This is a genomic window from Devosia sp. T2-14, from assembly GCF_055397495.1.
This window is the reverse complement of record NZ_AP027921.1, coordinates 2,294,645-2,320,593: the sequence shown is the minus strand read 5'-3', so window position 1 is coordinate 2,320,593 and position 25,949 is coordinate 2,294,645. Positions and strand designations below refer to the sequence as shown.

General features: G+C 64.3%; 21 protein-coding genes. 4 read left to right on the top strand and 17 right to left on the bottom strand.

The window, feature by feature from the left end:
* Positions 1–2 precede the first annotated feature (2 nt).
* The 3 genes from argH to ACZ5WT_RS11450 are packed head-to-tail and all read left to right on the top strand — an operon-like array spanning position 3 to position 3,474.
* Positions 3–1,511, top strand: a complete 1,509-nt coding sequence (argH, locus tag ACZ5WT_RS11460; protein WP_464283921.1) for an argininosuccinate lyase — start codon at positions 3–5, stop codon at positions 1,509–1,511.
* On the top strand, positions 1,511–2,578 hold the full coding sequence (locus ACZ5WT_RS11455) for an ABC transporter ATP-binding protein (RefSeq protein WP_464283920.1): 1,068 nt from the start codon (positions 1,511–1,513) through the stop codon (positions 2,576–2,578). Before argH ends, ACZ5WT_RS11455 begins: the two co-directional genes overlap by 1 nt.
* On the top strand, positions 2,575–3,474 hold the full coding sequence (locus ACZ5WT_RS11450) for a carbohydrate kinase family protein (protein ID WP_464283919.1): 900 nt from the start codon (positions 2,575–2,577) through the stop codon (positions 3,472–3,474). Before ACZ5WT_RS11455 ends, ACZ5WT_RS11450 begins: the two co-directional genes overlap by 4 nt.
* Before the next feature lie 97 nt (positions 3,475–3,571).
* On the opposite strand, the gene ACZ5WT_RS11445 is transcribed toward ACZ5WT_RS11450, so the two are convergent.
* The 6 genes from ACZ5WT_RS11445 to ACZ5WT_RS11420 form a co-directional block, all read right to left on the bottom strand.
* Complete coding sequence (locus tag ACZ5WT_RS11445) at positions 3,572–4,366, bottom strand: sugar isomerase domain-containing protein (RefSeq protein ID WP_464283918.1); 795 nt, start codon at positions 4,364–4,366, stop codon at positions 3,572–3,574.
* 20 nt (positions 4,367–4,386) lie between these two features.
* Positions 4,387–5,133, bottom strand: coding sequence for a GntR family transcriptional regulator (locus ACZ5WT_RS11440; RefSeq protein ID WP_464283917.1), 747 nt, complete (start codon positions 5,131–5,133; stop codon positions 4,387–4,389).
* On the bottom strand, positions 5,126–6,004 hold the full coding sequence (locus ACZ5WT_RS11435) for an ROK family protein (protein ID WP_464283916.1): 879 nt from the start codon (positions 6,002–6,004) through the stop codon (positions 5,126–5,128). Before ACZ5WT_RS11435 ends, ACZ5WT_RS11440 begins: the two co-directional genes overlap by 8 nt.
* On the bottom strand, positions 6,001–6,852 hold the full coding sequence (locus tag ACZ5WT_RS11430; RefSeq protein ID WP_464283915.1) for a carbohydrate ABC transporter permease: 852 nt from the start codon (positions 6,850–6,852) through the stop codon (positions 6,001–6,003). The genes ACZ5WT_RS11435 and ACZ5WT_RS11430 overlap by 4 nt, the downstream gene beginning before the upstream one ends.
* A complete protein-coding gene (locus ACZ5WT_RS11425; RefSeq protein ID WP_464283914.1) occupies positions 6,849–7,709 on the bottom strand; it encodes a carbohydrate ABC transporter permease in 861 nt (286 codons plus the stop codon). Before ACZ5WT_RS11425 ends, ACZ5WT_RS11430 begins: the two co-directional genes overlap by 4 nt.
* Before the next feature lie 85 nt (positions 7,710–7,794).
* Complete coding sequence (locus ACZ5WT_RS11420; RefSeq protein ID WP_464283913.1) at positions 7,795–9,090, bottom strand: ABC transporter substrate-binding protein; 1,296 nt, start codon at positions 9,088–9,090, stop codon at positions 7,795–7,797.
* Between the two features lie 413 nt (positions 9,091–9,503).
* Here ACZ5WT_RS11420 and ACZ5WT_RS11415 point away from each other — a divergent pair, with 413 nt between their 5' ends.
* Positions 9,504–11,549 (top strand): methyl-accepting chemotaxis protein, encoded by a 2,046-nt coding sequence (locus ACZ5WT_RS11415; protein ID WP_464283912.1) that lies wholly within the window; start codon positions 9,504–9,506, stop codon positions 11,547–11,549.
* 145 nt (positions 11,550–11,694) lie between these two features.
* On the opposite strand, the gene ACZ5WT_RS11410 is transcribed toward ACZ5WT_RS11415, so the two are convergent.
* The 11 genes from ACZ5WT_RS11410 to ACZ5WT_RS11360 all read right to left on the bottom strand — a co-directional run bounded on the left by ACZ5WT_RS11410 (position 11,695) and on the right by ACZ5WT_RS11360 (position 25,947).
* Positions 11,695–12,615, bottom strand: coding sequence for a sugar phosphate isomerase/epimerase family protein (locus tag ACZ5WT_RS11410; RefSeq protein WP_464283911.1), 921 nt, complete (start codon positions 12,613–12,615; stop codon positions 11,695–11,697).
* Between the two features lie 129 nt (positions 12,616–12,744).
* Positions 12,745–13,200, bottom strand: coding sequence for an Lrp/AsnC family transcriptional regulator (locus tag ACZ5WT_RS11405; protein WP_464283910.1), 456 nt, complete (start codon positions 13,198–13,200; stop codon positions 12,745–12,747).
* An 8-nt stretch (positions 13,201–13,208) separates the two neighbouring features.
* On the bottom strand, positions 13,209–14,135 hold the full coding sequence (locus tag ACZ5WT_RS11400) for an electron transfer flavoprotein subunit alpha/FixB family protein (RefSeq protein ID WP_464283909.1): 927 nt from the start codon (positions 14,133–14,135) through the stop codon (positions 13,209–13,211).
* A gap of 14 nt (positions 14,136–14,149) precedes the next feature.
* Positions 14,150–14,896 (bottom strand): electron transfer flavoprotein subunit beta/FixA family protein, encoded by a 747-nt coding sequence (locus ACZ5WT_RS11395; RefSeq protein ID WP_464283908.1) that lies wholly within the window; start codon positions 14,894–14,896, stop codon positions 14,150–14,152.
* Positions 14,893–15,681 carry a crotonase/enoyl-CoA hydratase family protein gene (locus tag ACZ5WT_RS11390; RefSeq protein WP_464283907.1) on the bottom strand — a complete coding sequence of 263 codons (789 nt, stop codon included), beginning with the start codon at positions 15,679–15,681 and terminating at the stop codon, positions 14,893–14,895. The genes ACZ5WT_RS11395 and ACZ5WT_RS11390 overlap by 4 nt, the downstream gene beginning before the upstream one ends.
* Positions 15,678–16,538, bottom strand: coding sequence for a hydroxymethylglutaryl-CoA lyase (locus ACZ5WT_RS11385; RefSeq protein ID WP_464283906.1), 861 nt, complete (start codon positions 16,536–16,538; stop codon positions 15,678–15,680). The genes ACZ5WT_RS11390 and ACZ5WT_RS11385 overlap by 4 nt, the downstream gene beginning before the upstream one ends.
* A gap of 3 nt (positions 16,539–16,541) precedes the next feature.
* Positions 16,542–18,509 (bottom strand): acetyl/propionyl/methylcrotonyl-CoA carboxylase subunit alpha, encoded by a 1,968-nt coding sequence (locus ACZ5WT_RS11380; protein ID WP_464283905.1) that lies wholly within the window; start codon positions 18,507–18,509, stop codon positions 16,542–16,544.
* A 2-nt stretch (positions 18,510–18,511) separates the two neighbouring features.
* Positions 18,512–20,119 carry a carboxyl transferase domain-containing protein gene (locus tag ACZ5WT_RS11375; protein WP_464283904.1) on the bottom strand — a complete coding sequence of 536 codons (1,608 nt, stop codon included), beginning with the start codon at positions 20,117–20,119 and terminating at the stop codon, positions 18,512–18,514.
* A gap of 1 nt (position 20,120) precedes the next feature.
* Positions 20,121–21,269 carry an isovaleryl-CoA dehydrogenase gene (locus tag ACZ5WT_RS11370; protein ID WP_464287196.1) on the bottom strand — a complete coding sequence of 383 codons (1,149 nt, stop codon included), beginning with the start codon at positions 21,267–21,269 and terminating at the stop codon, positions 20,121–20,123.
* 25 nt (positions 21,270–21,294) lie between these two features.
* Positions 21,295–24,750: an indolepyruvate ferredoxin oxidoreductase family protein gene (locus tag ACZ5WT_RS11365; RefSeq protein ID WP_464283903.1), complete on the bottom strand. Its 3,456-nt coding sequence runs from the start codon at positions 24,748–24,750 to the stop codon at positions 21,295–21,297.
* A 141-nt stretch (positions 24,751–24,891) separates the two neighbouring features.
* Positions 24,892–25,947, bottom strand: coding sequence for an ABC transporter ATP-binding protein (locus tag ACZ5WT_RS11360; RefSeq protein ID WP_464283902.1), 1,056 nt, complete (start codon positions 25,945–25,947; stop codon positions 24,892–24,894).
* Positions 25,948–25,949: the final 2 nt, after the last annotated feature.

The window sequence follows — 25,949 nt, the reverse complement described above, 5'->3', positions numbered from 1 at the left end:
CCATGACCGATCCACGCCTATCCGATACGTCGGTCTTCCCCGATCCCGTCTACAAGGAGACGGTGCTCCGTCCCCTGTTTGACGGGGCCAAGGATCACCATGTCGCGGGCTTCCGCGCCATTGATCGCGCGCATCTGGTGATGTTGACCGAAACCGGCATTCTCGCCGCCGACCAGGCGCGTGACATTGCCAAGGCGCTCGACAGCATCGATGCCGAGATCAACCCGGCCGAGCTCGTCTATACCGGTGAGGTGGAAGATTTCTTCTTCCTCATCGAAAAGGAACTCAAGAAGCGCGTCGGCCCCGATCTCGGGGGCCGGCTGCACACCTCGCGTTCGCGCAACGACATCGACCACACCCTGTTCAAGCTGGGCCTGAGGGAGCGCCTCAACGTTCTAATCGCCAAGGCGCTCAACCTGCACAAGGCGCTGATCGAGGCGGCGGAGCGGGAAAAGGCAACGCTGATCGTGGCCTATACCCACGGCCAGCCGGCGCAGCCGTCGACCTTCGGGCACTACCTGTCGGGCATGGTTGAATTCGTCGGCCGCGATATCGAGCGCCTGTTCGAGGCCTATCGCATCGTCGACCTCTCCCCCATGGGTGCGGCCGCGATCACGACGTCGGGCTTCCCGATCGACCGGGCTCGCGTAGCGGACCTGCTGGGTTTTGCGGCGCCGCTGCAGAACTCCTATTCCTGCATCGCCGGCGTCGACTACATCACCTCGACCTATAGCGCGATCGAGCTGATGTTCCTGCACCTTGGCCGTCCGATCCAGGACTTCCAGGTCTGGACCAGCTTTGAAGTCGGCCAGATGTATGTGCCCAACGCCCTGGTGCAGATCTCCTCGATCATGCCGCAGAAGCGTAATCCGGTACCGATCGAGCATCTGCGCCACCTCGCCAGCCAGACTTACGGCCGGGCGCAGGCCATGCTGACGGTGATGCACAACACCCCGTTCACCGACATGAACGACAGCGAAGGCGAAACGCAGGCCATGGGTTACCAGGCCTTCGAAAGCGCCTACCGGGTTCTCGACCTGCTTGCGGCCCTCGTGGCGCAGGTGCGGATCGATCCGGCGCGGGTTGCCAACAACATCCGCCGTTCCTGCATCACCATTACCGAGCTGGCCGATAGCCTGGTTCGGCGCGAAGGCCTGTCGTTCCGCGAAGGGCACGAGATTGCTGCGGCCGTGGCCAAGGCAGTGGTCGCCATTGGCGGAGACCTGGTCAGCGATGGCTATGCCCCGTTCACCGAGGCGTTCGAAAAGGCCACTGGCCGCAAGTCCAACCTGGATGAAGCGGTCTTCGCCGAGCTGGTTTCGCCGGAATACTTCGTGTCGGTTCGCACCCGGTTTGGCGGCCCTGCCCCCGAGCCACTGGCGGCGGCATTTGCCGGTTACCGCCAGCAGGCAGCTGACTTTTCTGCACAACATCAAAACTTGCTGCGCCGCCAGGCCGATGCCGCGCGCATGCTCAAAGAGCGTTTCGACGCATTGAAGGGAACCGCCTGATGGCTAAGATCGAACTGCAAGGGCTGATCAAGGAATACGGCTCCAGCCGCGCCGTCCATGGCATTGACCTGACGATCAATGACGGCGAATTCGTCGTGTTCGTCGGCCCCTCGGGCTGCGGCAAGTCGACGACGCTGCGCATGATCGCCGGCCTCGAAGACATTTCGGGCGGCAAGCTGCTGATCGGCGACGAAGTGGTGAACCAGCGCGAGCCCAAGCAGCGCAACATCGCCATGGTGTTCCAGAACTACGCCATCTACCCGCACATGACTGTTGGGCAGAATATCGGCTTTGGTCTCTACACCTCCAAGCTGAGCAAGGCCGAAAAGGCCGCGCGCATTCTGGAAACCGGCAAGATCCTCGGCCTCGAGAAGCTGCTCGACCGTCGTCCGGCGGCCCTGTCGGGGGGCCAGCGCCAGCGCGTGGCCATCGGCCGCGCGATGGTGCGCGACCCCGTGGCGTTCCTGTTCGACGAACCTCTGTCCAACCTCGACGCGCAGCTGCGTTCGCAGATGCGCATGGAGATCAAGAGCCTGCACCGTCGCCTGGGCACCACCATCGTCTACGTGACGCACGACCAGGTGGAAGCCATGACCATGGCCGACAAGATCGTCGTGATGCGCGACGGCAATATCCTCCAGGTGGGTTCGCCGACCGATCTCTACGAGAACCCGGTCGACATCTTCACCGCACGCTTCATCGGCAGCCCGTCGATGAACATGCTTGAAGGCACGCTCACCTCGGGCGCCCTGACCATTGCTGGCGTGGCGGCATCCGGCTTCACCCTGCCCGCGCATGAAGGCAAGGTCAGCGTCGGCATCCGTCCGCATGACCTGGTCGTCGGCGAGGCAACCGGCGCGGGCTTCAGCGCATCGGGCACCGTGGAAGCCGTGGAGCCGCTCGGTTCGGAAACGCTGGTTCACGTGCAGATCGGCAATGCCATCGTTATCGCCACTGCCCCCGGGCGCGTGGTTCCCGCTATTGGCAGCTCCATCTCGGTGCATGCCGGCGTCGGCTCGCTCTACCTGTTCGACTCTGCCAGCGAGAAAGCTCTGGGCCGCGCATGACTTCCACTTCAAAGAACGCCAAGGCTGTCCTCAGCCTTGGCCGCATCTATTGCGACATGGTCTTCCGTGGCCTTGACGGCATGCCGCAGCTCGGCCGCGAACTTTTCGCGGATGACTTCGCCTTGACTCCCGGTGGCGGCGCACTGATCACGGCCGCCCATATTTCTGCCCTTGGCCGCCCCTCGGCCCTGCTCGCCCGCTTCGGCACTGATCCGCTTTCGGTGACGCTCAACGGCGAGATCGAAGAGCTTGGCCTGGACCTGCAGTTTCTTGATCGTCACGACGACGCTGGTCCCCAGCTCACCGTAGTGATGGTTCACGACGGCGACCGCGCTTTCCTGTCGCGCCGCGCCGGGCATGCCCGTCCGCGCACGTTTGAGACGGCGCTGGCCTGGTCGGATGCGGCGCATCTTCACATCGCTGAATATGCCACGCTGCACGAGATGGCCGATGCCATAACGCTCGCCAAGAGCCATGGCCTCACCGTCTCGCTGGACCCCAGCTGGGATGACGAGCTTATCCGCGACCCGATGTTCTTCTCGCGCGCTGCCGGCGCCGATGTCTTCCTGCCGAACCTGGAAGAAGCACGCGAACTGACGGGCCGCGATGACCCTGCCGAAGCCCTTGAGATTCTCGGGCGTCACTTCCCGGTCGTTGCCCTCAAATGCGGTGGCGACGGCGGTCTTCTCAGCATGAATGGCACTGTCGTGCGTTTGCCCAGCGCCAAGGTCGAGGTCGTTGATACGACCGGTGCCGGCGACGCCTTCAATGCAGGCTTCCTGCATGCCTGGCTCGACGGCGCTGACGCCAATAACTGCCTCGCGGCGGCCATCACGTCTGGCACGCTTTCCGTCCAGGCCTCGGGCGGTACGGGCAGCCTGCGCGCCATCGCCTGACAACCCGACATTGCGGCGCCTAGCGCCTGCGAATGCATCTCACATAAAGGCGGTGGGCTCACTCTGTGTGCCCACCGCCTTTGCTTTGGGGAAGCTGCTAGTCTTCCTTGGCCATCGATTTCTTGAATTGCGGCAGGTGCTTGGCCTGCGCGGCCAGCATCTTCTCGCGGTACTGGCCATAGATGATGTCGGTATCGTGCAGGGTCACACCCGCAATGGTCGGCGAGGCGAAAACCGGAAGTTCGATGTTGCGGTCGGCCAGCTTCTGGGCGGTGCGGGCCAGCAATTCGTGCATGTTGATCATTGCCAGGACAGTCGAGGCGCCAGCCACCGGGCGGCTCCAGCCCTTGATATCGACGATGGCGTCTTCGATCGGCGCGCAGGTGTCGATGACGATATCGGCAGCGTCAGCAAGGCGCTTGCCCGAAGAGTGGGTCGCGGGCTTGTCGAGGTTGGCCTTGGCGGTGATAGCGATCACGGTCAGGCCGCGCTTCTTGGCATAGAGCGCCGTATCGATGCCCGAGGCGTTACGGCCGGAATGGCCGAAGATCACGATGGTGTCGCCGGCATTGAGCGGCTGGTGATCGAGGAATTTCTCGGCGTAGTTCTCGGTGCGCTCCAGCCAAAGCAGCTCGCGCACGCCGCCGGCACCCAGAATGTTGTGCCACATGACACGCGGGTCGGTCAGCGGATTGAAGCCGAGATAGGAGCCATAGCGCGGATAGGTTTCCTGCACGGGCAGCACCGAATGGCCCGAGCCATAGAGGTGCACGAGCCCGTCATTGGCCAGGCTCTCGGACATGGCGCTCGCGGCCTTTTCGTACGCCGCCTCGTTCTCCGCCCCTGCCTGTTCGGCGAGCTTGACGAGTTTGCTGATGTAGAGCGTGGACATGGTAGTCTGCCTTTCTGAAACTAGACGAAGAGTGTGGAGCGGATTTCGTAGCGGTCCGCCCTCATGACGGAGAGGGCGAATTCGAAGGGGCCGGTGCGATCGAAGGTGATGCGCTCAACCTCGAATGCGGGCGTATTGGCGGGCAACTCGATCAGCTCGGCGTCGCTCGCGGGGACGGCGCCCACGCGATAGACCTCCTTGGCCTTGACCGGATCGATGCCGCAATTGTCTTTGAGCCAGCGATAGAGCGAGCTGATCCCGGGCGCGGCCTCATAGAGCCCCGGCACCCGTTCGCGCGGCAGGTGGGTGGTCTGGATGCCGATTGGCATGCCATTGCCCAGCCATAGCCGCCGCAACTGGACGATTGGCGTGCCCACGGGGACTTCGAGCGCCTCGGCGATGACAACGGTGGCCGACATGAGCTGGGCGCCCAGCAGGCGCGTGCCCGGCTCGAGCGCCAGCGTGCGCATTTCATCGGTGAAGCTGGTGAGGCCCCGCACGCCGGCGACCATGGTGGCCGAGCGCACAAAAGTGCCCCGCCCATGCTCGCGGCGCAGCATGCCCGCCTCTTCGAGATTGCGCAGCGCGTGGCGCAGGGTGATGCGCGAAATGCCAAGCATATCGCCCAGCCGGTCCTCATTGGGGATCTGCGATCCGGCCGGCCATTCGCCACTTTCGATCAATCCCCGCAATGCCGTCTCGGCTTGATGCCAGAGCGGTTCGGGGCGGCTGCGGTCGGGCTTTTGCAGGCCATGTGGCTCATCCATGTCCGCTTCTCCATGCTTGCCCCATTGCGCCGGCATACGCGGCCCCGATGAGGCCGGCGCCAGATCCATTGCGGGCTGCCAAAAGTTCCACCTGCCGCAGATGCGGCGGCAAATGGCGGATCAGCCCGGATTCGATCAAAGGCGCAAGCACATCAAAGGCATCCACCACGCCACCAGCGAAAATGACCGCCTTGGGTGCGAGTAGCGCCACCGCGCCGGAAAGGGCCAAGCCCAATATGTGCATCGGGTATTGCAGCGCTTCAGTTGCAGCCCGGTCGCCGCTCCGCGCGGCCGCAATCAATGCCGCGCCATCTGCCAGCCCGAGGTTGCGCGCCAAGTCGTCCAGCGCCCTGCCCGAGGCCTGTCGTTCGAGCCAGCCGCTGACGTCCTCGCCCGGGGCATCGACATCTGCCGCGGCCCAGCCGAAGGAACAGGCTGCGCCCATGTTGCCGCTGACGATCCGGCCATCGGACAGGACCGCAGAACCAATGCCGGTGCCGATGGCGAGCAGGATTGCGTCGCTGAGCCCCTTAGCGGCACCACTTTCGCGCTCGGCCAGCAGGCTCAGTTGCGCATCATTGCCCAGACCGATCGATAGGCCCGGAAATTCCGCGGCGAGATCGAGTCCATCGAGATAGGGCAGATTGGGGACCCAGCGGCAGGTGATGGCCTCGGCGAGGCCCGGAATACCGAGACCCAGTGCCCTGGCGTCCTGCTGCTCAAGATGGGATTGCAGCAGGGCGAGGAATTCGGGCTGGGAGGTGGGCGCGGGCACATTGGCGACCGTCTGCACGGCGGCGGGATTGGACGAGGACGCCACGCCGATGCGGCAGCGCGTTCCACCCAGATCGATGGCGAGGATCGCGCTCATCCCTTGACCCCGCTTGAGACGATGGAGTCGACGAAGAAGCGCTGCAGGAACACAAAGAGCAGCACGGGCGGTAGAACCGCCAACGTCGCCCCGGCCATAACGAGGCCAGTATTCATGGCGCCGCGATTGTAGCTCAGCAGCCGCGAGAGCGAGATGACGATGGGGTACTGGTCGGTCTTGCCCTGCAGCACGGTCAGCGGCCACAGGTAGCTGTTCCAGTGGTAGACGAAGGCGAAGAGGGTCAGCGCGGCGATAGCCGGCATGACGGCGGGCGCCACGATCTTGAACAGGATGCGCATCTCGCTGGCGCCATCGACCCGAGCGGCGTCGATCAGCTCGTCAGGCACCCCCTTAATATATTGGCGCATCAGGAAGATGCCGAAGGCATTGGCCAGGTTGGGGACGATGACGCCGAGCAGGCTCGCATTGAGGCCGAGATAGCCGGTGATGCGGTAGAGCGGGATCAGCGTCACGATCGGTGGCAGGAACATGGCCGCGATCAAAAGCGCAAACAGCCAGTCGCGGCCCTTGAACTGGTACTTGGCGAAGGCATAGCCAGCCATGAGGCTGGTGATGATGATGGCAATCGTGGTGGTGAGTGCGATTATTGCCGAATTGGCAAAGGACTGACCTAGGCTGACCACGTCGGCCACCTGGACATAGGCGTCGAGGCTTGGATTGGCAGGAAACCAGACCGGCGGGGTCTGCATGCTTTCCTGCGGGGTCTTGAGGCTCGACAGCACCATCCAGGCCATCGGGAAGGCCGCGACCACTGCCACAAACACGATCAGCAGGGTGAGAAGGCCCTCTTGCGGGGAGACAAAAATGCGGGCGCGCTTCTTGCTCATGTCCGCTCCTCCCGGCTGCGCGCGATGGCAAAGAGCGCGGTGATGGAGACGATCAGGGCCAGCATCAAGGTGACGGCCATGGCCGAACCGAGACCGCCCTGCGCCCGCTCAATGCCCACGCGGCGGATGTGGTAGGTCAGGACGTTGGTGGAATTGACCGGCCCGCCCTGCGTGATCAGCGCGACGGGCTCGAAGACCTGCACCGCATTGATGACGGCGATGACGGTCGAGAACAGCAACGTATTGCTCAGCAGCGGCAGCGTGATGGCGTAGAAACGGCGCCAGGCGGATGCACCGTCGACGCGGGCGGCCTCATAAAGCGAGCCAGGAATCTGGGTCAGCCCGGCCACGGCCAGCACGGTGAAGTAGCCCACCTGCTGCCAGACATTGAGCACGACCAGCGACACCAGCGCGGTCTGTGGCGAGGAGAGCCAGGGCTGCGGGCCGATGCCCACCCAGCCGAGCATCTGGTTGATCGGCCCTTCCGTTGGCGAATAGAGCTTGGACCACACCAGGGCCACCGCGATCATCGGCACCATATAAGTGGAAAACAGCACGGTGCGCAGCATGATGCCGCCCGGCGCCAGGTGTTGATGCACCAAGAGGCCCAGCGCCACCGAGAGCGGCACGATGATGACGACAGATAGCCCGGTATAGATGGCCGTGTTGAGCAGCGCCGTCTTGAAGTCGCGGCCCACCGAGGTCGGCCCGAAAATGGCGAAAAAATTGTCCAGCCCAACAAAGCGCGCTGTTTCAAAGCCGGTCTGGGTCGACCAGTCGTGAAACGCCAGCCAGATGCTCAGCAGCATCGGCAGCAGCACGAAGACGCCGATCAGGCTGGTGGCAGGCGCCAGCATGGCGATAGCCGATCTGTTGTGATTGCGGGGCATGGCCTATCCGGGAGAGAGGGGCATGGGCAGCGAACCGCCCATGCCCGGCCGATTACTTCGCGTTGCGCTCGAGGATTTCGACCGCATCGGCCTGCGCATTGGCCTGCGCTTCCGCAGCGGTGACCTGGCCAAACTGCAGCGCTTCCAGCGTCTGCTGCAGGGATTCAGAGAATTCCTGCCCGCCCAGCACCACCGGGAACGGCTTGGCATCGGGCAGCGGGCCGGTATAGCCAGCGAGGAAGGCATCGCTGCTTAGCCGGTCGGCAAAGGCGGTAACGTCCGAGGTGCGCGAGGGCAGAATACCCATCGACATCAGGATCTCGCCCATCGCCGAGGCACCCGCGGCGCCTGAGTCAGGCCCATTGAGCCAGGTGAGGAACTTCCAGGCGGCAGCCTGTTCCTCGGCAGTCGCCTGCGCATTGACCACCGTCATCCAGGAATAGGAAATCGAGTGGGCCTTGTCGCCGGATGGACCGACCGGAATGGGGGCTGTCGCGATATTGGAAAAGGCGTCGCCCATGCCTGCCTTGAGAGCGGATTCCCACCAATTGGCCATGATGATCATGCCCGTCTTGCCCGAGACGAAATTGTCGAGGAACGGACCGGTGGTATTGGCATCGGCCGTGGCCATGGCCGGGACAGAGTAGCCGGATTTGATCAGCTTTTCGTAGAGCTCGAAGGTTTCCTTGGCCTGTGGCGTATCAAGCGTCGGCTTGCCGTCGACCACCAGTTCACCGCCATTGGAAACCAGAAGCGAGGCGAACGGATGCAGGACGCCTGCGGCCCAGGAGTTGATCATCCCGAAGCCCTGCTGGCCCTTGGAAGCGTCGGTCAGCTTCTCGGCGGCAGCCAGGAATTCGTCCCAGGTCTTGGGCGGCTCGGCAATGCCGGCAGCCTCGAATAGCGCCTTGTTGTAGTTGAGCGCATAGACGTCGATTTCATTGGGAACGCCATAGAGCGAACCCTTGGCAGTCGCAGCGCCAACCACGCCAGCGGGCCAGTTGGCCGTCACATCGCTCGCGACATCCGCCGGGGCGGCAGCCACAAGGCTATCCTTGGCAAGATCGGGCAGCCAGGCGTCGTAGATGCCGGCGATCGTCGCGCCACCGGCTCCCCCGCCGGACGTACGCAGGGTGGTCAGCAGATCGCCGAACGGCACGGCCCGCACGGTGATCGTATCGTCTTTGTTGGTCTCACCATATTTGGTGATCGCGGTTTCCAGCAGCGCCACGGTCTCGGGCGGCCAGTGTGTCAGAAACGAAATCTCGGCAGCGTGCGTCAGCGCAGTGCCGGACACCAGGACAGTCGCCACGCCAGCTAGACGGCGGATGGCCCTAACGTATTGCATGAATGTTCTCCCGTCTCGTTCCGGCCAGCCTGACGCCGACCGACAGAGACGTACGTTATGTCGTTATAACGACATAATCAAAGAGAATCTTCGGGGCCTCAACTTGACAAGCTGCGTGCTCGCAGCCGCCCCTATTCGCGGCCGAAATGTGGCCCGCCCGACTAATCCATAAGTCGCATACAGGGGCGATTTGGAGCGACAAATTGCCCCTGTCAGACCCGCCCTCACAAATTCGATTACCGGTGTTGTCGCTCTGTTAACGGGTGTCCGGCAGTTTCCGCCACGGGAATAGGGTCACCGGGTAAACCCCGGCCGCTGTTGAAGGAATGCCACTGGCACTCCGGTGCGGGCAGAGCCACGCCCATCCAGCGCAGTCCTGGGCCGATGGCTCACTACACAATCTAGAGTTCAATATGTTCAAGGTCATAACCGGCAGCATTGCGCGCCGTATGTCGTTCCTCCTCATCATGTTCGTGGTCGGCTTTGTCGGGCTGGTGAGCTTCCAGTCGTACAATACGCACAACAATCTGATCGAGATGAAGAAGGTCGAGATCAAGAGCGTCATCGAAACGGCGGTGAGCCTGCTTGAGAGCTACGACGCGCGAGTGCAGTCGGGTGAACTCACCCTTGAAGTTGCCCAGGACGCTGCCAAGAAGGCGCTCACAGCCATCAACTATTCCGAAGACGACTACGTTTTCGCTGTTACGCACGACTACATCATGGTCGTGAACGCCAATCCCGCCGTCGTGGACACCAACATGCGCGACCGCACGGATTCCTCCGGCAAGCGCTTCATCGAGGAATACACGGACGGCGCCCGCACCCAGGGCTCGATCTTCACGACCTTCCTGTTCACCAATGCCGGTGTAGAGGATGAAATCGAGAAGCTGACCTATGTGCAGAATTTCGCTCCCTGGTCCTGGGCAATCGGCACCGGCGTGCTCCAGACCGACATTGACCAGCTCTACTGGAGCAGCATCTCGACGAGCGGCGGCACTGCCCTCGTGATCATTGCCGGCCTGATGATTGTCGGCTGGTTCATCGCCCGCAGCCTCACCAAGCCAATCAACCTGCTCAACCAGCAGATGGTCAAGATCTCAGAAGGCCAGTTCGACACCGTCGTTTCGGGTACGGACCGTGCTGACGAGCTGGGCACCATGGCGCGCGCCGTGGAAGTGTTCCGCGACAACGGCATGAAGGTCGCCCAGATGACCGAGGCGGAAGCCGCACGCATCATTCGCGACCAGAAGGCGCGCGCCCAGATGATGGGCGAACTGCAGACCGCCTTTGGCGAAGTGGTTGATGCCGCGATTGCCGGCGACTTCTCCAAGCGCGTCCATGCCGAATTCCCCGATGACGAGCTCAATGCGCTGGCCAGCTCGGTCAACAACCTAGTGCAGACCGTCGACAATGGCCTGGGCGAAACCAGCCTCGTGCTCGACGCCCTGGCCAATACCGACCTGACCCGCCGCATGGAAGGCCAGTATCAGGGTGCCTTCGCGACCCTGCAGTCCGACATCAACGCCGTTGCCGACAATCTGACCGAAATCGTCGGCCAGCTGCGCGGCACCTCGGGCACGCTCAAGACCGCCACCAACGAGATCCTCTCGGGCGCCAATGATCTGAGCGAACGCACCACCAAGCAGGCTGCGACCATCGAAGAGACGTCGGCTGCAATGGAACAGCTCGCCGTCACGGTCGTCGACAACGCGCACAAGGCTGAAGACGCCTCCAAGATGGCCAATTCGGTGTCCCGTTCGGCCGAAGAAGGCGGTCAGGTCATGGCGCAGGCCAATGACGCGATGGAACGCATCACCACCTCCTCTGCCAAGATCTCCAACATCATCGGCATGATCGACGACATTGCCTTCCAGACCAACCTGCTGGCGCTGAACGCGTCGGTGGAAGCGGCGCGTGCTGGCGAGGCCGGCAAGGGCTTTGCAGTAGTGGCCGTGGAAGTCCGTCGCCTGGCCCAGTCGTCGGCGGAAGCGTCGAGCGAAGTGAAGGCGCTGATCGACCAGAGCGCCATCGAGGTCAAGGCCGGCAGCAAGCTGGTGGCCGAGGCATCGGGCAAGCTGGCCAGCATGCTGGAATCGGTCCGTGCCACCAACACCCTGATGGATGGCATCGCCCGGGACAGCCGCCTGCAGGCTTCGGCGATCGAAGAGGTCAACGTGGCCGTCCGCCAGATGGACGAGATGACCCAGCACAACGCGGCGCTGGTCGAGGAAATCAATGCCTCGATCGAGCAGACCGAAACCCAGGCCTCCGAGCTGGATCGGGTCGTGGACGTGTTCCACCTCGACAATAGCCGTCAGCGCAAGGCCGCTCGCGTCGAGGCTCCCGTTGAGCAGAAGACTGCCGGGATCAGGGGCATGCAGCAGAAGGTCAAGGCCGCCGCCGCTTCCTATCTCTCCCAGGGCAATGCTGCCGTAAAGGGTGACTGGTCCGAGTTCTAGGATCGTCCGATCAAACACACGAAAGGCGCCGCAAGGCGCCTTTTTTGTTGCCGGTAGGCAGGGCAATGCGGCCAGCAAAAAGGCCGCCGCCAAGTTGGCGACGGCCGGTCTTGTCCGAGTATCTGGGGGCCCTGCCCCGGTCTACTTACTTCGGGTTGGTCTCGGCAGAGAGATAGGCATAGCCCTCGCAGGTGGAGGTGATGCCATCGGGCTGCGGACGATCGTTCTCGATGAAGTAATATTCCACACCAGCTTCGTCGCGCAGATCAAAGATCTCCTGGAAGTTGATGAAGCCCTGGCCGACGGTGGCGAAGGTCGTGACTTCCTTGCCATCCTCGGTCACCTTCTGGGCGTCCTTGACGTGGAACAGCGGGAAGCGGCCCGGATTTTCCTTGATCAGTTCCAGCGGGTTGGCGGCGCCATTGGTCGCCCAGTAGAGGTCGAGTTCGAACGCGGCTGCGGCCGGATCGACTTCGGCGAGCAGGATGTCATAGCCCGACTTGCCGTCGGCGATTTCGACGAATTCGGCGTCGTGGTTGTGGTAGGCGAGCGTGATGCCTGCTTCCTTGAGTGGCGCGCCGGCCTTGTTGAGAACTTCGGCGAGACGGGTGTAATAAGCCGTCGGCTCTTCGCCTTCGACCTTGGCCACGCCGCTGATGCGGACATAGGTCGCGCCCAGTTCCTTGGCCGACGAGATCACGACGTCGAGACGATCGGTGAGGTCGTCGCCGTTAACGCCCAGCGATGGCACCTTGAAGCCGAACTCTTCGGCAAAGGCCTTGATCGCAGGGACTTCGACGCCCTGGAAGCTCGGAACGGGGTCGGCCAGCTTGGGGCCCGAGAATTCGATATTCTGGATGCCGCATGCGGCGATCTTTTCCAGCGTACCGCGGGCATCTTCGGCGAGTTCTGTGCGGACGGTGAAGCCGACGACGCCGATCTTGTCGACGGGGATACCCAGGTGCGACGTTCCGCTCTGCGCCATGGCCGGAACGGCCGACAGCATGATTGCAGAAGCAACCCCAGCCATTGCAATCGCATCAAATGCGCGACGTGAAAACTTCATAAGCACCTCCCAATGATTGAATGCTAGAATACTAGCGTACCAATTTCTATTGGCAAGAGGGTTTGGCTACGTCGTTGGTCGGAGGTATGCAGGCGGAGGAAATGCCCGAATTTCCGGGCCGCTCAGTGTTCAAACCGGCAGAATGGTGACGTTCTTGACCTCGCGCAGCGCGAAGCTTGAATTGACGAAGGCGACGCTGGGCAGGTGCAGGAGCGAGCGCTTCACGAACTCCTCGTAGTGCTTCACGTCGCGCGACACGACGCGGAGCATGTAGTCGTGTTCGCCGGACATCGAGTAGCATTGCACGACGAAGGGCAGCCGCATCACCTCGGCCTCGAAGGCATTCAGCGCTGCTTCGTCGTGATGGTTGAGCTTGACGAAGCAGATCACCGAGACGTCGAGTTCCACCTGCGCCGGATCGAGCAGCAGCGCCCTGCCCCGGATAACGCCCTGCGCCTCCATCTGCTTGATGCGCCGCCAGCATGGGGTGTGGCTGAGGCCGACTCGCTCGCCCAGCTCGGTCATGGGGATGTCCGGCTCCTGCTGCAGCACCCGCAGGATCTTGAGATCAATCGCGTCGACCATTCCGCCCCCTAGAGTTTGGCCGTCAGCTCCGGCACCAGGGTGAAGATATCACCCACCAGCCCATAATCGGCCAGCACGAATATCGGCGCGCCGGGGTCCGAATTGATGGCGACGATCACCTTGGCTGCCTTGATGCCCGCAACATGTTGAATTGCCCCTGAAATTCCGCAGGCTATGTAGAGATCGGGAGCGACGACCTTGCCGGTCTGGCCCACCTGGAGATCGTTGGCGGCGTAGCCCGCATCGACCGCGGCGCGGGATGCGCCGAGCGCCGCGTTGAGTTTTTCCGCGAGCGGGCCCAGCAGGGCATCGAATTGCGCCTTGCTGCCAAGGGCGCGGCCGCCTGAGACGACCACGCGGGCTGCCCCAAGTTCGGGGCGGTCGCTGATGGTCTTTTGGGTTTCGATGTGTCTGGTCCGGCCGGTCCATTCAGGGACGGAGATGGTCTCGATCGCGGCACTCCCCCCCTCTGGGGCGGGGTCGAAGAGGGGCGTTCGGATGGTCAAAACCACTTTTCCATCAGGCACTTCCACGGTCTGAATGGCGTTGCCGGCATAGATCGGCCGCTTGAAAATCAGAGGTGCTTCGATGGCGATGACGTCGGATACCTGCATCACATCGAGCAGCGCCGCCACGCGGGGCATGGTGCTTTTGCCGGTGCTGGAAGCGGCGGCGGCGATGATGTCGTATTGATCCGCCAGCGAGCGGATGAGCGCTGCCAGTGGCTCGGCCAGTTGATGCTCAAGCGAGGGGGCATCGGCGTGGAGGACTTTGCTCACGCCCGCGATATTTGCGGCTCCATTGGCGATGGAACCGGCATTATGGCCAGCCACAAGAAGATGAATTTCACCGAGCGAGTTCAAGGCGTTAACAGCGCGCGTCGTGTCCGGTGAAAGCGCGCTCCCGTCATGTTCGGCCAGCAGCAGAATGGTCATTGGCGGCTCCCTTTCTACAGGATGGCCTGGGCCCGCAGGCGGTCGATCAGCTCGTCGACCGAGGCGAGGATGACGCCGGGTTTGCGGGCTGGCGGGTCTTCGGTGCGCAGGACCTTGAGGCGCGGGGTGAGGTCGATTCCGATTGTGGCGGGATCGATCTGGGTCAGCGGTTTGCTGCGTGCTTTCAAGATGTTAGGCAGGCTGACGAAGCGCGGCTGGTTGAGACGCAGGTCGGCGCTGACCACGGCGGGCAGTGTCAGCTCCAGCGTCTGTGTGCCGCCATCGACTTCGCGGGTGACACGGACTTTGTCAGCGGAAACAGTGACTTCCGAGGCAAAGGTGGCCTGCGGCCAATCGAGCAGAGCAGCCAGCATCTGGCCGGTTTGGTTGCAATCGTCGTCGATGGCCTGCTTGCCGAGCAGCACCAGATCGGCGGCCTGATTGCGGGCGATTTTTGCCAGAACCTTGGCGACTGTCAGGGGCTCCGGAGCAATTTCTGTAGCAACCAGAAGGGCTTGCGTTGCGCCCATGGCGAGGGCGGTGCGCAGGATATCCTGGGCGATTGCGGGGCCGATGGTGACGGCGATGACTTCGGTGGCGGTACCGGCTTCGAGCAGGCGAACGGCCTCTTCGAGGGCGATTTCATCGAAGGGGTTCATCGCCATTTTGACATTGGCGAGGTCGACGCCGGAGCCATCGGGCTTGACCCGGATGCGGACGTTGAAATCGACTACGCGCTTGATAGGAACCAAGATTTTCATGGCGTTACCCAGCTCGGTTTGCGCTTTTCGAAGAAGGCAGAGATGCCCTCGCGGGCCTCTTCGGTCTCCCAGGCGTCGGCCAGAGCGGTGACGCTGGCCTCGATGACGGCGGCATCGATGCGGGGGCCGAGGCGGTGTGCGAGCGCCTTGGCGCGGGCCACGGCGCCGGGGGCAGTCGCAAGAAACGGCAAGATTTCTGCTTCTATTTCTTGATCCAGCTTTTCAGCAGGAACGGCCCGCGCGACCACGCCGAGCGTCACCGCCTCGACCGCGCCGAACACCCGCGCAGACATGAAAATGCGGCGGGCCATGGCCTCGCCGAGGCGGGCAAAAACATAGGGGCCGATGGTCGCCGGGATCAGCCCCAGCCGCGTTTCGGTGAGGCCGAAGCGGGCGGTGTCGACCGCAATAGAGACATCGCAAGTGCACAAAAGGCCCACGCCGCCGCCGTATGCGGGCCCCTGCGCCTTGCCGATCAACGGCTTGGACAGGGTGTTGAGGGTGCTGAGCATCTCGGCGAGACGGCGCGCCTGGGCGATGCGCTCATCGCGGCTGGCAGCCATTTGCTGGCGCATCCAGTCGAGGTCCCCACCCGCACAAAAGCTGGCTCCGGCCCCGGTCAGCACGACCACGCGTGTTGCAGCATCGGCTTGCAGCATGCTGACGGTGTTCTGCAGGTCTGCGATCATTTTTCCGTCGAGCGCATTGTGCCGCTCGGGCCGGTTGAGAGTGACCGTGGCAACGCCGCGTTTGTCCGTGTCCAATTGCAGGGTGGTGACGCTCATTTTTGCACCTCGCGCAGGCTGCGGGCCAAGGTCGCCGCCGCAATCAGTTTGGTCATGTCGAGGCCGGTGGCGAAGCCGCGACCGGACAGCATTTCGACCACGGCCTCGGTGGCGACATTGCCGCTGGCACCGGGAGCGAAGGGGCAGCCGCCAAGACCCCCGGCGGAGGAATCGAAAACACTGAGGCCGCGATCGAGGCAGACGGCGATGTTGTTGAGGGCGCGACCGCGGGTGTCGTGGAAGTGGCCGGCGAATTTGGCGGCTGGGGCGACGGCGAGGACGGCGTCGAGCATGGCGGATGTGGTGCCCGGCACGGCGGCGCCGATGGTGTCGCCGAGGGAGACTTCACGGCAGCCCATGGCGAGCAGCGCGTCGGCGACTCGGGCGACGCTGGCGGGTGGGGTCGGGCCATCATAGGGGCAGTCGGTGACGCAGGAGACGTAGCCGCGCAGCGGAATGCCATCGGCCAAAGCGGCGGCGGCGACGGGGCGGAAGCGCTCGAGGCTTTCGGCAATCGAGGCGTTGATATTGGCGCGGGAGAAGCCCTCGGAGGCCGAGGCGAAGATGGCGACTTCGTTGGCCTTGGCGGCGCGGGCGGCTTCGTAGCCGCGCATATTGGGCGTGAGGGCGGCGTAGACCGCACCGGGGCGGCGGGTGATGCCGGCCATGACTTCGGCGCCATCGGCCATCTGGGGGACCAGCTTTGGCGAGACGAAGCTGGCCACCTCGATATGGGTCAGGCCGCAATCGGAGAGAAGGTCGATCAGGGCGATCTTGTCGGCCGTGGCGATCAGCCGGGTCTGGCTCTGGAGACCATCGCGGGGGCCGACTTCGTAGATGGTGACGCTGTCGGGCATGGCTCAGGCCTCCGGCTCGAGATTGAGCAGGAGGGCGCCCTGATCGACCTGATCGCCGACGCTGACCAGCACCGAAGCGACCTGACCCAGGCGGGGCGCGCGCAGGGTGTATTCCATCTTCATGGCTTCGAGCACGACGAGGGGTTCACCTGACTTCACCGCCTGCCCCGGCGCGGTGAGCACGGCGCGGACGGCGCCGGGCATGGGCGAGAGGACATGATCGGCCGCGTCTTCGGCCTCGGCCTCGCCATCGAGGGGATCGTGGAGGGTGAAGGCGAAGCTGGCGCCCGCGGTGAAGACGGTGATGGTGTGGCCGAGGCGGACGGCCTTGGCAGAGGTGGTTGCGCCGTCGACGGTCAGGCGGCCGGGGGATGGAAGCGTTGCGGTGAAACGGCGACCGCGGGCTTCGATTTCGTAGGCAGCGGGGAGCAGCGTGACCGAAACGGGAATGGCGGTTTCGGCATGGAGCGTGACGCGGTGCGTGGCGCTGCCCCAGGCGCGCCAGCCGGTGCGGGCGGCCCATGGATCGGGGTTCTGCGGGCCGGGCAGATCGAGCACGGTGAGAGCGGCCAGGGCGATGGCGGCATCGGGGAGGTCGGGAGCGGTGGTGAGCGCGGCCTGTTTGCGGGCGATGAGGCCGGTATCTACATTGCCGCTGGCCAGATCGGGATCGGCAGTGAGGGCGGCGAGGAACGGCAGATTGGTGACTGTGCCGGCCACCTGACACTGGGCCAGGGCGCTGCGCAGGCGGGCGAGTGCCGTTGGGCGATCGGGGCCGTGGGCGATGAGCTTGGCGATCATCGGATCGTAGAAGGGGGAGATGGCGTCGCCCTGCCCCACCCCGCTATCGGTGCGGATGGGGCCTGACGTTTCGGGCAGGCGCAGGTGGCCGAGCGTGCCGGTGGCCGGGAGGAAGCCCTTGACCGGGTCTTCCGCATAGAGGCGAGCCTCGAAGGCCCAGCCATTGATGGCGAGGTCGGCCTGCTGGAACGGCAGGGGTTCGCCTGCGGCGACGCGCAGTTGCAGTTCCACGAGGTCGAGGCCGGTGATGAACTCGGTAACGGGGTGCTCGACCTGGAGGCGGGTGTTCATTTCCATGAAGTAGAAGCGGTCGGGGCGGAGGCCATCGCTGGCATCGACGATGAATTCCACCGTACCGGCCCCGGCATAGTTGATGGCCTTGGCGGCGCGGACGGCGGCCTCGCCCATGGCGGCGCGCATTTCGGCGGACATGTCCGGCGCGGGGGCTTCCTCAATGACTTTCTGGTGGCGGCGCTGCAGGGAGCAATCGCGCTCGAACAGGTGGACGGCGTTGCCGTGGTTGTCCCCGAACACCTGAACCTCGATGTGGCGTGGGCGGGCGACGTAAGACTCGATGAGGCAATGGCCATCGCCGAAGCTGGCCAGGCCTTCACGCTGGGCGCCCGCCAGTGCCTCGGGGAAATCGCGGGGATCATCGACGCGGCGCATGCCTTTGCCGCCGCCGCCGGCACGGGCCTTGATCAGCACAGGGTAGCCGATGCGGTCGGCCTCGGCTGCCAGAATTACGGGGTCCTGGCTGGCACCATGATAGCCGGGGACCACCGGCACGCCGGACTGCTGCATGAGGGCCTTGGCCGCATCCTTGAGGCCCATGGCGCGGATGGCGGACGGCGACGGGCCGATGAAGACCAGACCTGCAGCGGCGACGGCTTCGGCAAAGGCGGCGTTTTCGGAGAGGAAGCCATAGCCCGGGTGGATCGCCTCGGCGCCGCTGGCGAGGGCGGCGGCGATGATGGCTTCGCCGCGCAGGTAGCTTTCACTGGCTGGTGGCGGGCCGATGCGGTGGGCCTCGTCGGCCAGGGTAACGTGAAGGGCATTGGCGTCGGCATCGGAATAGACCGCGACGGTTCTGATGCCGAGGCGGCGGGCGGTGCGGATGACCCGGCAGGCGATTTCTCCGCGATTGGCGATCAGGATGGTTTGGAACATCATCACATCCTGAACAGGCCAAAGCGGGTTTCGGGAATGGGCGCATTGAGCGTCGCCGAGAGGCTGAGGCCCAGAATGGTGCGGGTCTGGCGCGGGTCGATAATGCCATCGTCCCAGAGGCGGGCCGAGGCGTAGAGCGGGTGGCTCTGGGTTTCGAACTGGGCGATGACCGGGCCTTTGAAGGCGGCTTCCTCTTCGCTGCTCCAGCTTTGACCGGCGCGCTCCAGCCCATCGCGCTTGACCATGGCCAGCACGCCCGCCGCCTGCTCGCCGCCCATCACCGAAATGCGGGAATTGGGCCAGGTCCAGAGGAAGCGCGGGCTATAGGCGCGGCCGGCCATGCCGTAATTGCCGGCGCCGAACGAGCCGCCGACCAGCATGGTGATCTTGGGGACCTGGGTGGTCGCCACCGCCGTCACCAGCTTGGCGCCGTCCTTGGCGATGCCGCCCGCCTCGTAGCGTTTGCCGACCATGAAGCCGGTGATGTTCTGCAGGAAGACCAGCGGAATCCGGCGCTGCGAGCAGAGTTCGACGAAGTGGGCGCCCTTGAGGGCGCTTTCGGAGAACAGCACGCCATTATTGGCGATGATGCCGACCGGCATGCCCAGAATATGGGCGAAGCCGCAGACCAGCGTGGTGCCGTAGCGCGCCTTGAACTCGTCGAAGCGGGAGCCGTCGACGACGCGGGCGATGACTTCGCGGATATCGTAGGGGGTACGGGGATCGGCGGGGACGATGCCGGGGATTTCGTCGGGATCGTAGAGCGGATCTTCCGGCGTTGCGAGCTGCATTGGCGTGCGCTGGCGACCATTGAGATTGGCGACCGCGCGCCGGGCCAGCGCGAGGGCATGGGCATCGTCGCGGGCCAGGTGATCGGCCACGCCCGAGAGGCGGGTGTGGACATCACCACCGCCCAGCTCTTCAGCGGTCACGACCTCCCCGGTCGCGGCGCGCACCAGGGGCGGGCCGGCGAGGAAGATGGTGCCCTGATCCCTTACGATGATCGCCTCATCAGACATGGCGGGCACATAGGCGCCGCCGGCTGTGCAGGAACCCATGACCACCGCGATCTGGGCGATGCCGCGCGCCGACATATTGGCCTGATTGTAAAAGATGCGGCCGAAATGCTCCTTGTCGGGGAAGACCTCGTCCTGGCTGGGGAGGTTCGCGCCGCCGGAATCGACCAGGTAGATGCAGGGGAGATTGTTTTCGGCGGCGATTTCCTGCGCGCGCAGGTGTTTCTTGACGGTCAGCGGATAATAGGTGCCGCCTTTCACGGTGGCGTCGTTGCAGACCACCATGACTTCGCGGCCTTCGACCCGGCCGATGCCCGCAATGGCGCCGGCGGCGGGCGAGGCGCCGTCATACATGTTGTGGGCGGCGAAGAGCCCGACTTCGAGGAAGGGCGAGCCGGGATCGAGCAGGGTATCGATGCGCTGGCGGGGGAGCAGCTTGCCGCGGGCGACGTGACGGTCCCTTGCGGCCTGTCCGCCACCGGCCATGGCGGCATCGGCAGCGGCGGAAACCGGGGCGAGCGCGGCCGTCATGGCAGCCAGATTGGCATCGAAGCCCCCGCTGCGCCGGGTGATCGACGACTTGATGACCGCCATATCAGCGTGCCTCTGCGAACAGTTCCCGTCCGATCAGCATACGCCGGATTTCCGACGTGCCAGCCCCAATTTCGTAGAGCTTGGCATCGCGCAGCAGGCGGCCCGCCGGGTATTCGTGGATGTAGCCATTGCCGCCCAGGGTCTGGATGGCTTCCAGTGCGAGCTGGGTGGCTTTTTCGGCGGAATAGAGGATGCAGCCGGCGGCATCCTTGCGGGTGGTTTCGCCCCGGTCGCAGGCGGCGGCCACGGCATAGACATAGGCGCGGCAGGCGGAAAAGGTGGTGTACATGTCGGCCAGCTTGCCCTGCATGAGCTGGAACTCGCCGATGGCCTGGCCGAACTGCTTGCGCTCGTGGACATAGGGGATGACCAGATCCATCACCGCCGCCATGATGCCGAGCGGGCCGCCCGAGAGCACGACGCGTTCGTAATCGAGGCCGCTCATCAGCACCTTGGCGCCGCTACCGACCGTGCCGAGAACGTTTGCGGCGGGGACTTCGCAATCCTTGAACACCAGTTCGCAGGTGTTGGAGCCGCGCATGCCCAGCTTGTCGAGCTTTTGCGCGGTGCTGAAGCCGGGCTGGCCCTTCTCGATGATGAAGGCGGTGATGCCCCTGGGGCCCGCCTCGGGGTCGGTCCTGGCGTAGACCACCAGCGTTTCGGCATCGGGGCCGTTGGTGATCCACATCTTGGTGCCGTTGAGGATGAAGGCGTCGCCCTTTGGCGTGGCGGAGAGGCGCATGGCGATGACGTCGGACCCGGCGCCGGACTCGGACATGGCCAGCGCGCCGACATGCTCGCCCGAGCAGAGCGGGGGCAGGTATTTACGCTTTTGGGCCTCAGTGCCGTGGCGGTTGATCTGGTTGACCGCGAGGTTGGAGTGGGCCCCGTAGCTGAGGCCGATGGAGGCGGAGGCGCGGGAGATTTCCTCCATGGCCACGACATGGGCGAGGTAGCCCATGCCCGAGCCGCCAAAGTCGGGATCGGCGGTGAGGCCCAGCAGACCCATCTCGCCGAGTTCGGGCCAGAGATCCCTGGCGAAGGTGTTGGTGGCGTCGATCTCGGCGGCGCGCGGGGCGAGGCGCTGCTGCGCCCAGCGGCCAACTGTCGAGCGGATCGCCTCGATCTCCTCGCCCAGCCCAAAACTCATTCCCGTCGTGAACATGAATTCCCCCCTATTCCGCAGCCATGGCCGGAACCGGCGACGGCGATTGATATGCGGCCAGCAGTTCGGCGGCGCGGGCGCGGGCTTTCGTTGCCGCCTCGGCCTTGACCGGGCCATAGCCGCGCACCTGGTCGTAAAGGCCGAGCAACTGGCTGGCCTGGCTGGCATTGCGGGTGTTGAACCCGGCCAGCACCGTTTCGAGCAATGCCTCGTAGTCGCTGATCAACTGGCGTTCGAGCCGACGATCAGCACTGAACCCGAAGAGGTCGAGCCGGGTTCCGCGCAGGCGGCGCATATTGGCGAGGAGGCGGAAGACCGGCAGCATCCAGGGCCCGAATTTGCGCTTGCGTGGGCGGCCATCGGCTGCTTTTCCGGGCAGGAAGGGCGGGGCAAGATTGAATTCGAGGCGGTAGTTTCCATCGAATTGCGCGGTGAGCCCTACGAGAAAGTCGGGGCGGGAATAGAGGCGGGCGACCTCGTATTCGTCCTTGTAGGCGAGCAGCCGGGCATAGGTCTGCGCCACGGCGCGGGCGGCCCCCTCCCCGGCAATAGCGAGCGTGCGGGCGACGGCGGCGCGGTATTTCTGCGCGAGAGCCTCATCCTGATAGTCGGTGAGGTGGCGGGCGCGGTGTTCGACCAACTGATCGAGGGACATCGCGGCGAGCACCGGGGGCGCGGCCGGCGCGGCGATGGCGGCTTCGACCGCGGCGCGGTCGGCGGCAATGCGGCGGCCCCAGTCGAAGGCCAGAAGATTGGTGGATACGGCGACCTTGTTGAGCCGTATGGCCTCGGCGAGGCTCTCAAGGCTCAGCGGCACCAGACCTTGCTGCCAGGCATAGCCCAGCATCATCACATTGGTGGCGACGGCATCGCCGGTCACGGCTTCGGCTATGGCGGTGAAGTTGATGAAATGCTCGGAGGAGCGGAGCTGGTTGCGCAGGGTGGTTTCGACTTCCACCGTCTTGAAATCGAGGTCGCGCTTGCGCACGAAATCGGCAATGGGCGCCAGGTGGGTATTGACCACGCCATGGGTGCGGGCGGGATCGCAGAGCTGCGCGCCCTCCTTGGAGACGGCGACCACATCGTCGGCGGCCAGCAGCAAGTCGGTGCCGCCGGTGACGATGCGGGGAGAGCTGACATCCTGCGGCGTTGCGCCGAGGCGGATGTGGCTGAGAACCGCCCCGCCCTTTTGCGCGAGCCCAGCCATATCAAGCACCATGGCGCCCTTGCCATCGATATGGGCGGCCATGCCGAGCAGCGCGCCGATGGTCAGCACGCCGGTGCCGCCAACGCCGGTGATGGCGATGTTCCACGGCTTGGCGGTGAGCGGCGGGACAACGGGCTGCGGCAGCTGGCTGGCGTCGAAGGCGGCGAGCGGGGCGCGCTTGCGCAGGGCGCCGCCATGCACGGTGACGAAGGAGGGGCAAAAGCCCTTGAGGCAGGAATAGTCCTTGTTGCAACTCGACTGGTTGATGACCCGCTTGCGGCCGAGCGGGGTTTCGAGCGGCTCGATGGAAATGCAGTTGGACTGCACCGAGCAATCCCCGCACCCTTCGCAGACCGAGGGTTCGATATAGACGCGCTTGTCGGGCTCGACCGCGATGCCGCGCTTGCGGCGGCGGCGCAGTTCGGCGGCGCAGGTCTGTTCGAAGACGATGGCCGAGCAGCCAGGCATTTCGCGGATCTCTTCCATCACCGCATCCATGTAGTCGCGGTGCCTGAGGATGACGCCGGGCGCCAGTTCGGCGGGGTCGTAGAAGTCCGGCTTGTCGGTGAGGAAGTAGATGGGTTTGACACCCTCCTGATGCAGCTGGTGGGTGACCTGCTGCGGGGTGAGGTTGCCATCGACATGCTGGCCGCCCGTCATGGCCACGGCGTCGTTGTAGAGCAGCTTGTAGGTGACGTTGGCGCCCGAGGAGACAGCCTGGCGGATGGCCAGAATGCCGGAATGGAAATAGGTGCCGTCGCCCAGATTGACGAACATGTGCTTCTCGTCGGTGAAATGCGACATGCCGGTCCAGGGCACGCCCTCGGCACCCATATGGGAGAAGGTCTCGGTGCGCCGGTCCATCCATTGCACCATGTAGTGGCAGCCAATACCGGCAGCGGCGCGGCTGCCTTCGGGCACTTTGGTTGAGGTATTGTGGGGGCAGCCGGAGCAATAGAAGGGCGTGCGGATGAGCGGGGCGACGTGATGCTGGGTCGCAGCGTGGCGCTTTTCGAGATAGTCGAGCTCGGTCGCGATCTTGGCCTTAAGACTGGCATCGAAGCCGAATTGCAAGAGGCGCCCGGCAATGGCGCGCGCCACGGTGCCGACGGTGAGCGACTCCGATAGCGGCAGGACGTGATGGTCCTTGTCGTCGAACTTGCCGATGATGCGCGGACGCACATCGGCGCGCCAGTTGAACAGCTGCTGCTTGATCTGGTTTTCGATGATCTCGCGCCGCTCCTCAACGATCAGGACTTCTTCGAGGCCTTCGGAGAAGTGGCGGATGCCCTCGGGTTCGAGCGGCCAGGGCATACGCACCTTGTAGAGGCGCATGCCAATGGCCCTGGCCTCTTCCGGACCGATTTCGAGCTCCTTGAGAGCCTGCAGCACATCCTCATAGGCCTTGCCGGAGGCGACGATGCCGAAGCGGGAATTGGGCGTATCGAGCACGACCTGATCGACCTTGTTGGCCCGGGCGAAGGCGATGGCCGCATAGCCCTTGTAGTTCTGCAGGCGATCATCCTGCACCATGGGCGGATCGGGCCAGCGCAGGTTGAGCCCGCCCGGCGGCATCTCGAAATCGGTGGGCAGCACGAACTGGCGATGCTCGCCGGAAAGATCGACCGAGGCGGTGGTTTCGACCGTATCGGAGATGAACTTCATGCCCACCCAGCAGCCCGAATAGCGCGACATGGCTACGCCAAGCAGGCCCATTTCGAGGAATTCGTGGATGGAGGACGGATAGAGTACCGGCATCAGCGCCGACATGAAAGCGTGATCGGACTGGTGCGGCATGGACGAGGATTTCGCCGCGTGGTCGTCGCCGGCAAAGCACAGCACGCCGCCATGTTCGGAACTTCCGGCCGCATTGCCATGCTTGAGCACGTCGCCAGACCGGTCGACGCCGGGGCCCTTGCCGTACCAGAAGCCGACAACGCCCTGCTTGCGCGCGCCCGGCGAGAGATGGAGCTGCTGGGTGCCCCAGATGGCGGCGGCGGCGAGGTCTTCGTTGATGCCGGCCTGAAAATGAATATCGAGTGGTTCGAGATACTTTTTCGCGGCCATGACCTGCTGGTCGTAGCCGCCGAGCGGTGACCCCCGGTAGCCCGAGATCAGCGCGCCGGTGTCGAGTCCGGCAGCGCGGTCGCGCCGCATCTGGGCCATGGGCAGGCGGACCAGGGCCTGCAGGCCAGACATGAACACCCGGCCATCCGTGGCCGAGTAGCGGTCATCCAGTGAAATCACCTTTGACGTCATGCCAACCTCCCGAAGGTAGATTGGCACGATGTGCATAGGAGCGTTTCACTATCCGCAGGGCTGGACCGGCCCGATTTAGGATGCCGTCCGCCTAGCTGGCGTCAGGATAGGATCGGCATCCCGGCTACGGCAAAGGTCGCGTTACCGCAGCGCCCTGCCCGCCTGATCGAACAGGTGCACGCCCTCCTGCGGCAGGCCGATATGGATGGTCTGATGCAGCTGGAGATCGGGTGCACCATCGAGCTTGATGGTGATGAGCTCGCCGGTCGGCAGCTCGACATAAGCCAAGGCATATTCGCCGAACTGTTCGATGACCGAAAGCGTGCCGCTGAAGTGGGCGGTTTCGGGGGAGGCCAGTTCGAGGTGCTCGGGACGGACGCCCAGCGTGCGGGCATTGACCAGATGCGGGTGGCTAATGGTCAGCAGCTTATTGCCCGGCAGCACGAGGCCATCGCCCATTGGCGACACGGTGATGAAGTTCATCCGCTGGCTTGCGATGAAGCCCGCAACGAAGGTGTTGACCGGATCGCGATAGAGCTCCAGCGGGGAGCCGACTTGCTCGATCCTGCCGGCATTGAGCACGACGATCCGGTCTGCCAGCGTCATGGCTTCGACCTGGTCGTGGGTAACGTAGATCATGGTGGCGGTGAGCGTGTCGTGCAGCTTGGCGATCTCGATGCGGGTCTGGGCGCGCAGGGAGGCATCGAGGTTGGACAGCGGCTCATCGAACAGGAACACTTTTGGATTGCGCACGATTGCGCGCCCGATGGCGACGCGCTGGCGCTGACCGCCGGACAGGGCCTTGGGCATGCGTTCGAGATAGTCCTCGATCTGCAGGATCCGCGCGGCTTCCCGCACCCGCTGGTCCACCTCGGCTTTCGGCGTCTTGGCGAGCTTGAGGCCGAAAGCCATGTTTTCGTAGACGCTCATATGCGGATAGAGCGCGTAGGACTGGAACACCATGGCGATGCCGCGCTGGGGAGAGGGAATGTCGTTGACGACCTTGCCGCCAATGGAGATTTCGCCGCCCGATATCGGCTCCAGCCCGGCAATCATGCGCAGCAGGGTGGACTTGCCGCAGCCTGACGGGCCGACGAAGACGACGAACTCGCCGGACTTGATGTCGAGATCGACACCGTGGACGACTTCAAGCGATCCGTAGGACTTGCGGATGCCGCGCAGCGTAACATCGGCCATCA

Coding starts and splice junctions, on each gene's coding strand:
- argH (WP_464283921.1), top strand. CDS start 3: ATGACCGATCCACGCCTATCCGATACGTCGGTCTTCCCCGATCCCGTC.
- ACZ5WT_RS11455 (WP_464283920.1), top strand. CDS start 1,511: ATGGCTAAGATCGAACTGCAAGGGCTGATCAAGGAATACGGCTCCAGC.
- ACZ5WT_RS11450 (WP_464283919.1), top strand. CDS start 2,575: ATGACTTCCACTTCAAAGAACGCCAAGGCTGTCCTCAGCCTTGGCCGC.
- ACZ5WT_RS11445 (WP_464283918.1), bottom strand. CDS start 4,366: ATGTCCACGCTCTACATCAGCAAACTCGTCAAGCTCGCCGAACAGGCA.
- ACZ5WT_RS11440 (WP_464283917.1), bottom strand. CDS start 5,133: ATGGATGAGCCACATGGCCTGCAAAAGCCCGACCGCAGCCGCCCCGAA.
- ACZ5WT_RS11435 (WP_464283916.1), bottom strand. CDS start 6,004: ATGAGCGCGATCCTCGCCATCGATCTGGGTGGAACGCGCTGCCGCATC.
- ACZ5WT_RS11430 (WP_464283915.1), bottom strand. CDS start 6,852: ATGAGCAAGAAGCGCGCCCGCATTTTTGTCTCCCCGCAAGAGGGCCTT.
- ACZ5WT_RS11425 (WP_464283914.1), bottom strand. CDS start 7,709: ATGCTGGCGCCTGCCACCAGCCTGATCGGCGTCTTCGTGCTGCTGCCG.
- ACZ5WT_RS11420 (WP_464283913.1), bottom strand. CDS start 9,090: ATGCAATACGTTAGGGCCATCCGCCGTCTAGCTGGCGTGGCGACTGTC.
- ACZ5WT_RS11415 (WP_464283912.1), top strand. CDS start 9,504: ATGTTCAAGGTCATAACCGGCAGCATTGCGCGCCGTATGTCGTTCCTC.
- ACZ5WT_RS11410 (WP_464283911.1), bottom strand. CDS start 12,615: ATGAAGTTTTCACGTCGCGCATTTGATGCGATTGCAATGGCTGGGGTT.
- ACZ5WT_RS11405 (WP_464283910.1), bottom strand. CDS start 13,200: ATGGTCGACGCGATTGATCTCAAGATCCTGCGGGTGCTGCAGCAGGAG.
- ACZ5WT_RS11400 (WP_464283909.1), bottom strand. CDS start 14,135: ATGACCATTCTGCTGCTGGCCGAACATGACGGGAGCGCGCTTTCACCG.
- ACZ5WT_RS11395 (WP_464283908.1), bottom strand. CDS start 14,896: ATGAAAATCTTGGTTCCTATCAAGCGCGTAGTCGATTTCAACGTCCGC.
- ACZ5WT_RS11390 (WP_464283907.1), bottom strand. CDS start 15,681: ATGAGCGTCACCACCCTGCAATTGGACACGGACAAACGCGGCGTTGCC.
- ACZ5WT_RS11385 (WP_464283906.1), bottom strand. CDS start 16,538: ATGCCCGACAGCGTCACCATCTACGAAGTCGGCCCCCGCGATGGTCTC.
- ACZ5WT_RS11380 (WP_464283905.1), bottom strand. CDS start 18,509: ATGTTCCAAACCATCCTGATCGCCAATCGCGGAGAAATCGCCTGCCGG.
- ACZ5WT_RS11375 (WP_464283904.1), bottom strand. CDS start 20,119: ATGGCGGTCATCAAGTCGTCGATCACCCGGCGCAGCGGGGGCTTCGAT.
- ACZ5WT_RS11370 (WP_464287196.1), bottom strand. CDS start 21,269: ATGAGTTTTGGGCTGGGCGAGGAGATCGAGGCGATCCGCTCGACAGTT.
- ACZ5WT_RS11365 (WP_464283903.1), bottom strand. CDS start 24,750: ATGACGTCAAAGGTGATTTCACTGGATGACCGCTACTCGGCCACGGAT.
- ACZ5WT_RS11360 (WP_464283902.1), bottom strand. CDS start 25,947: ATGGCCGATGTTACGCTGCGCGGCATCCGCAAGTCCTACGGATCGCTT.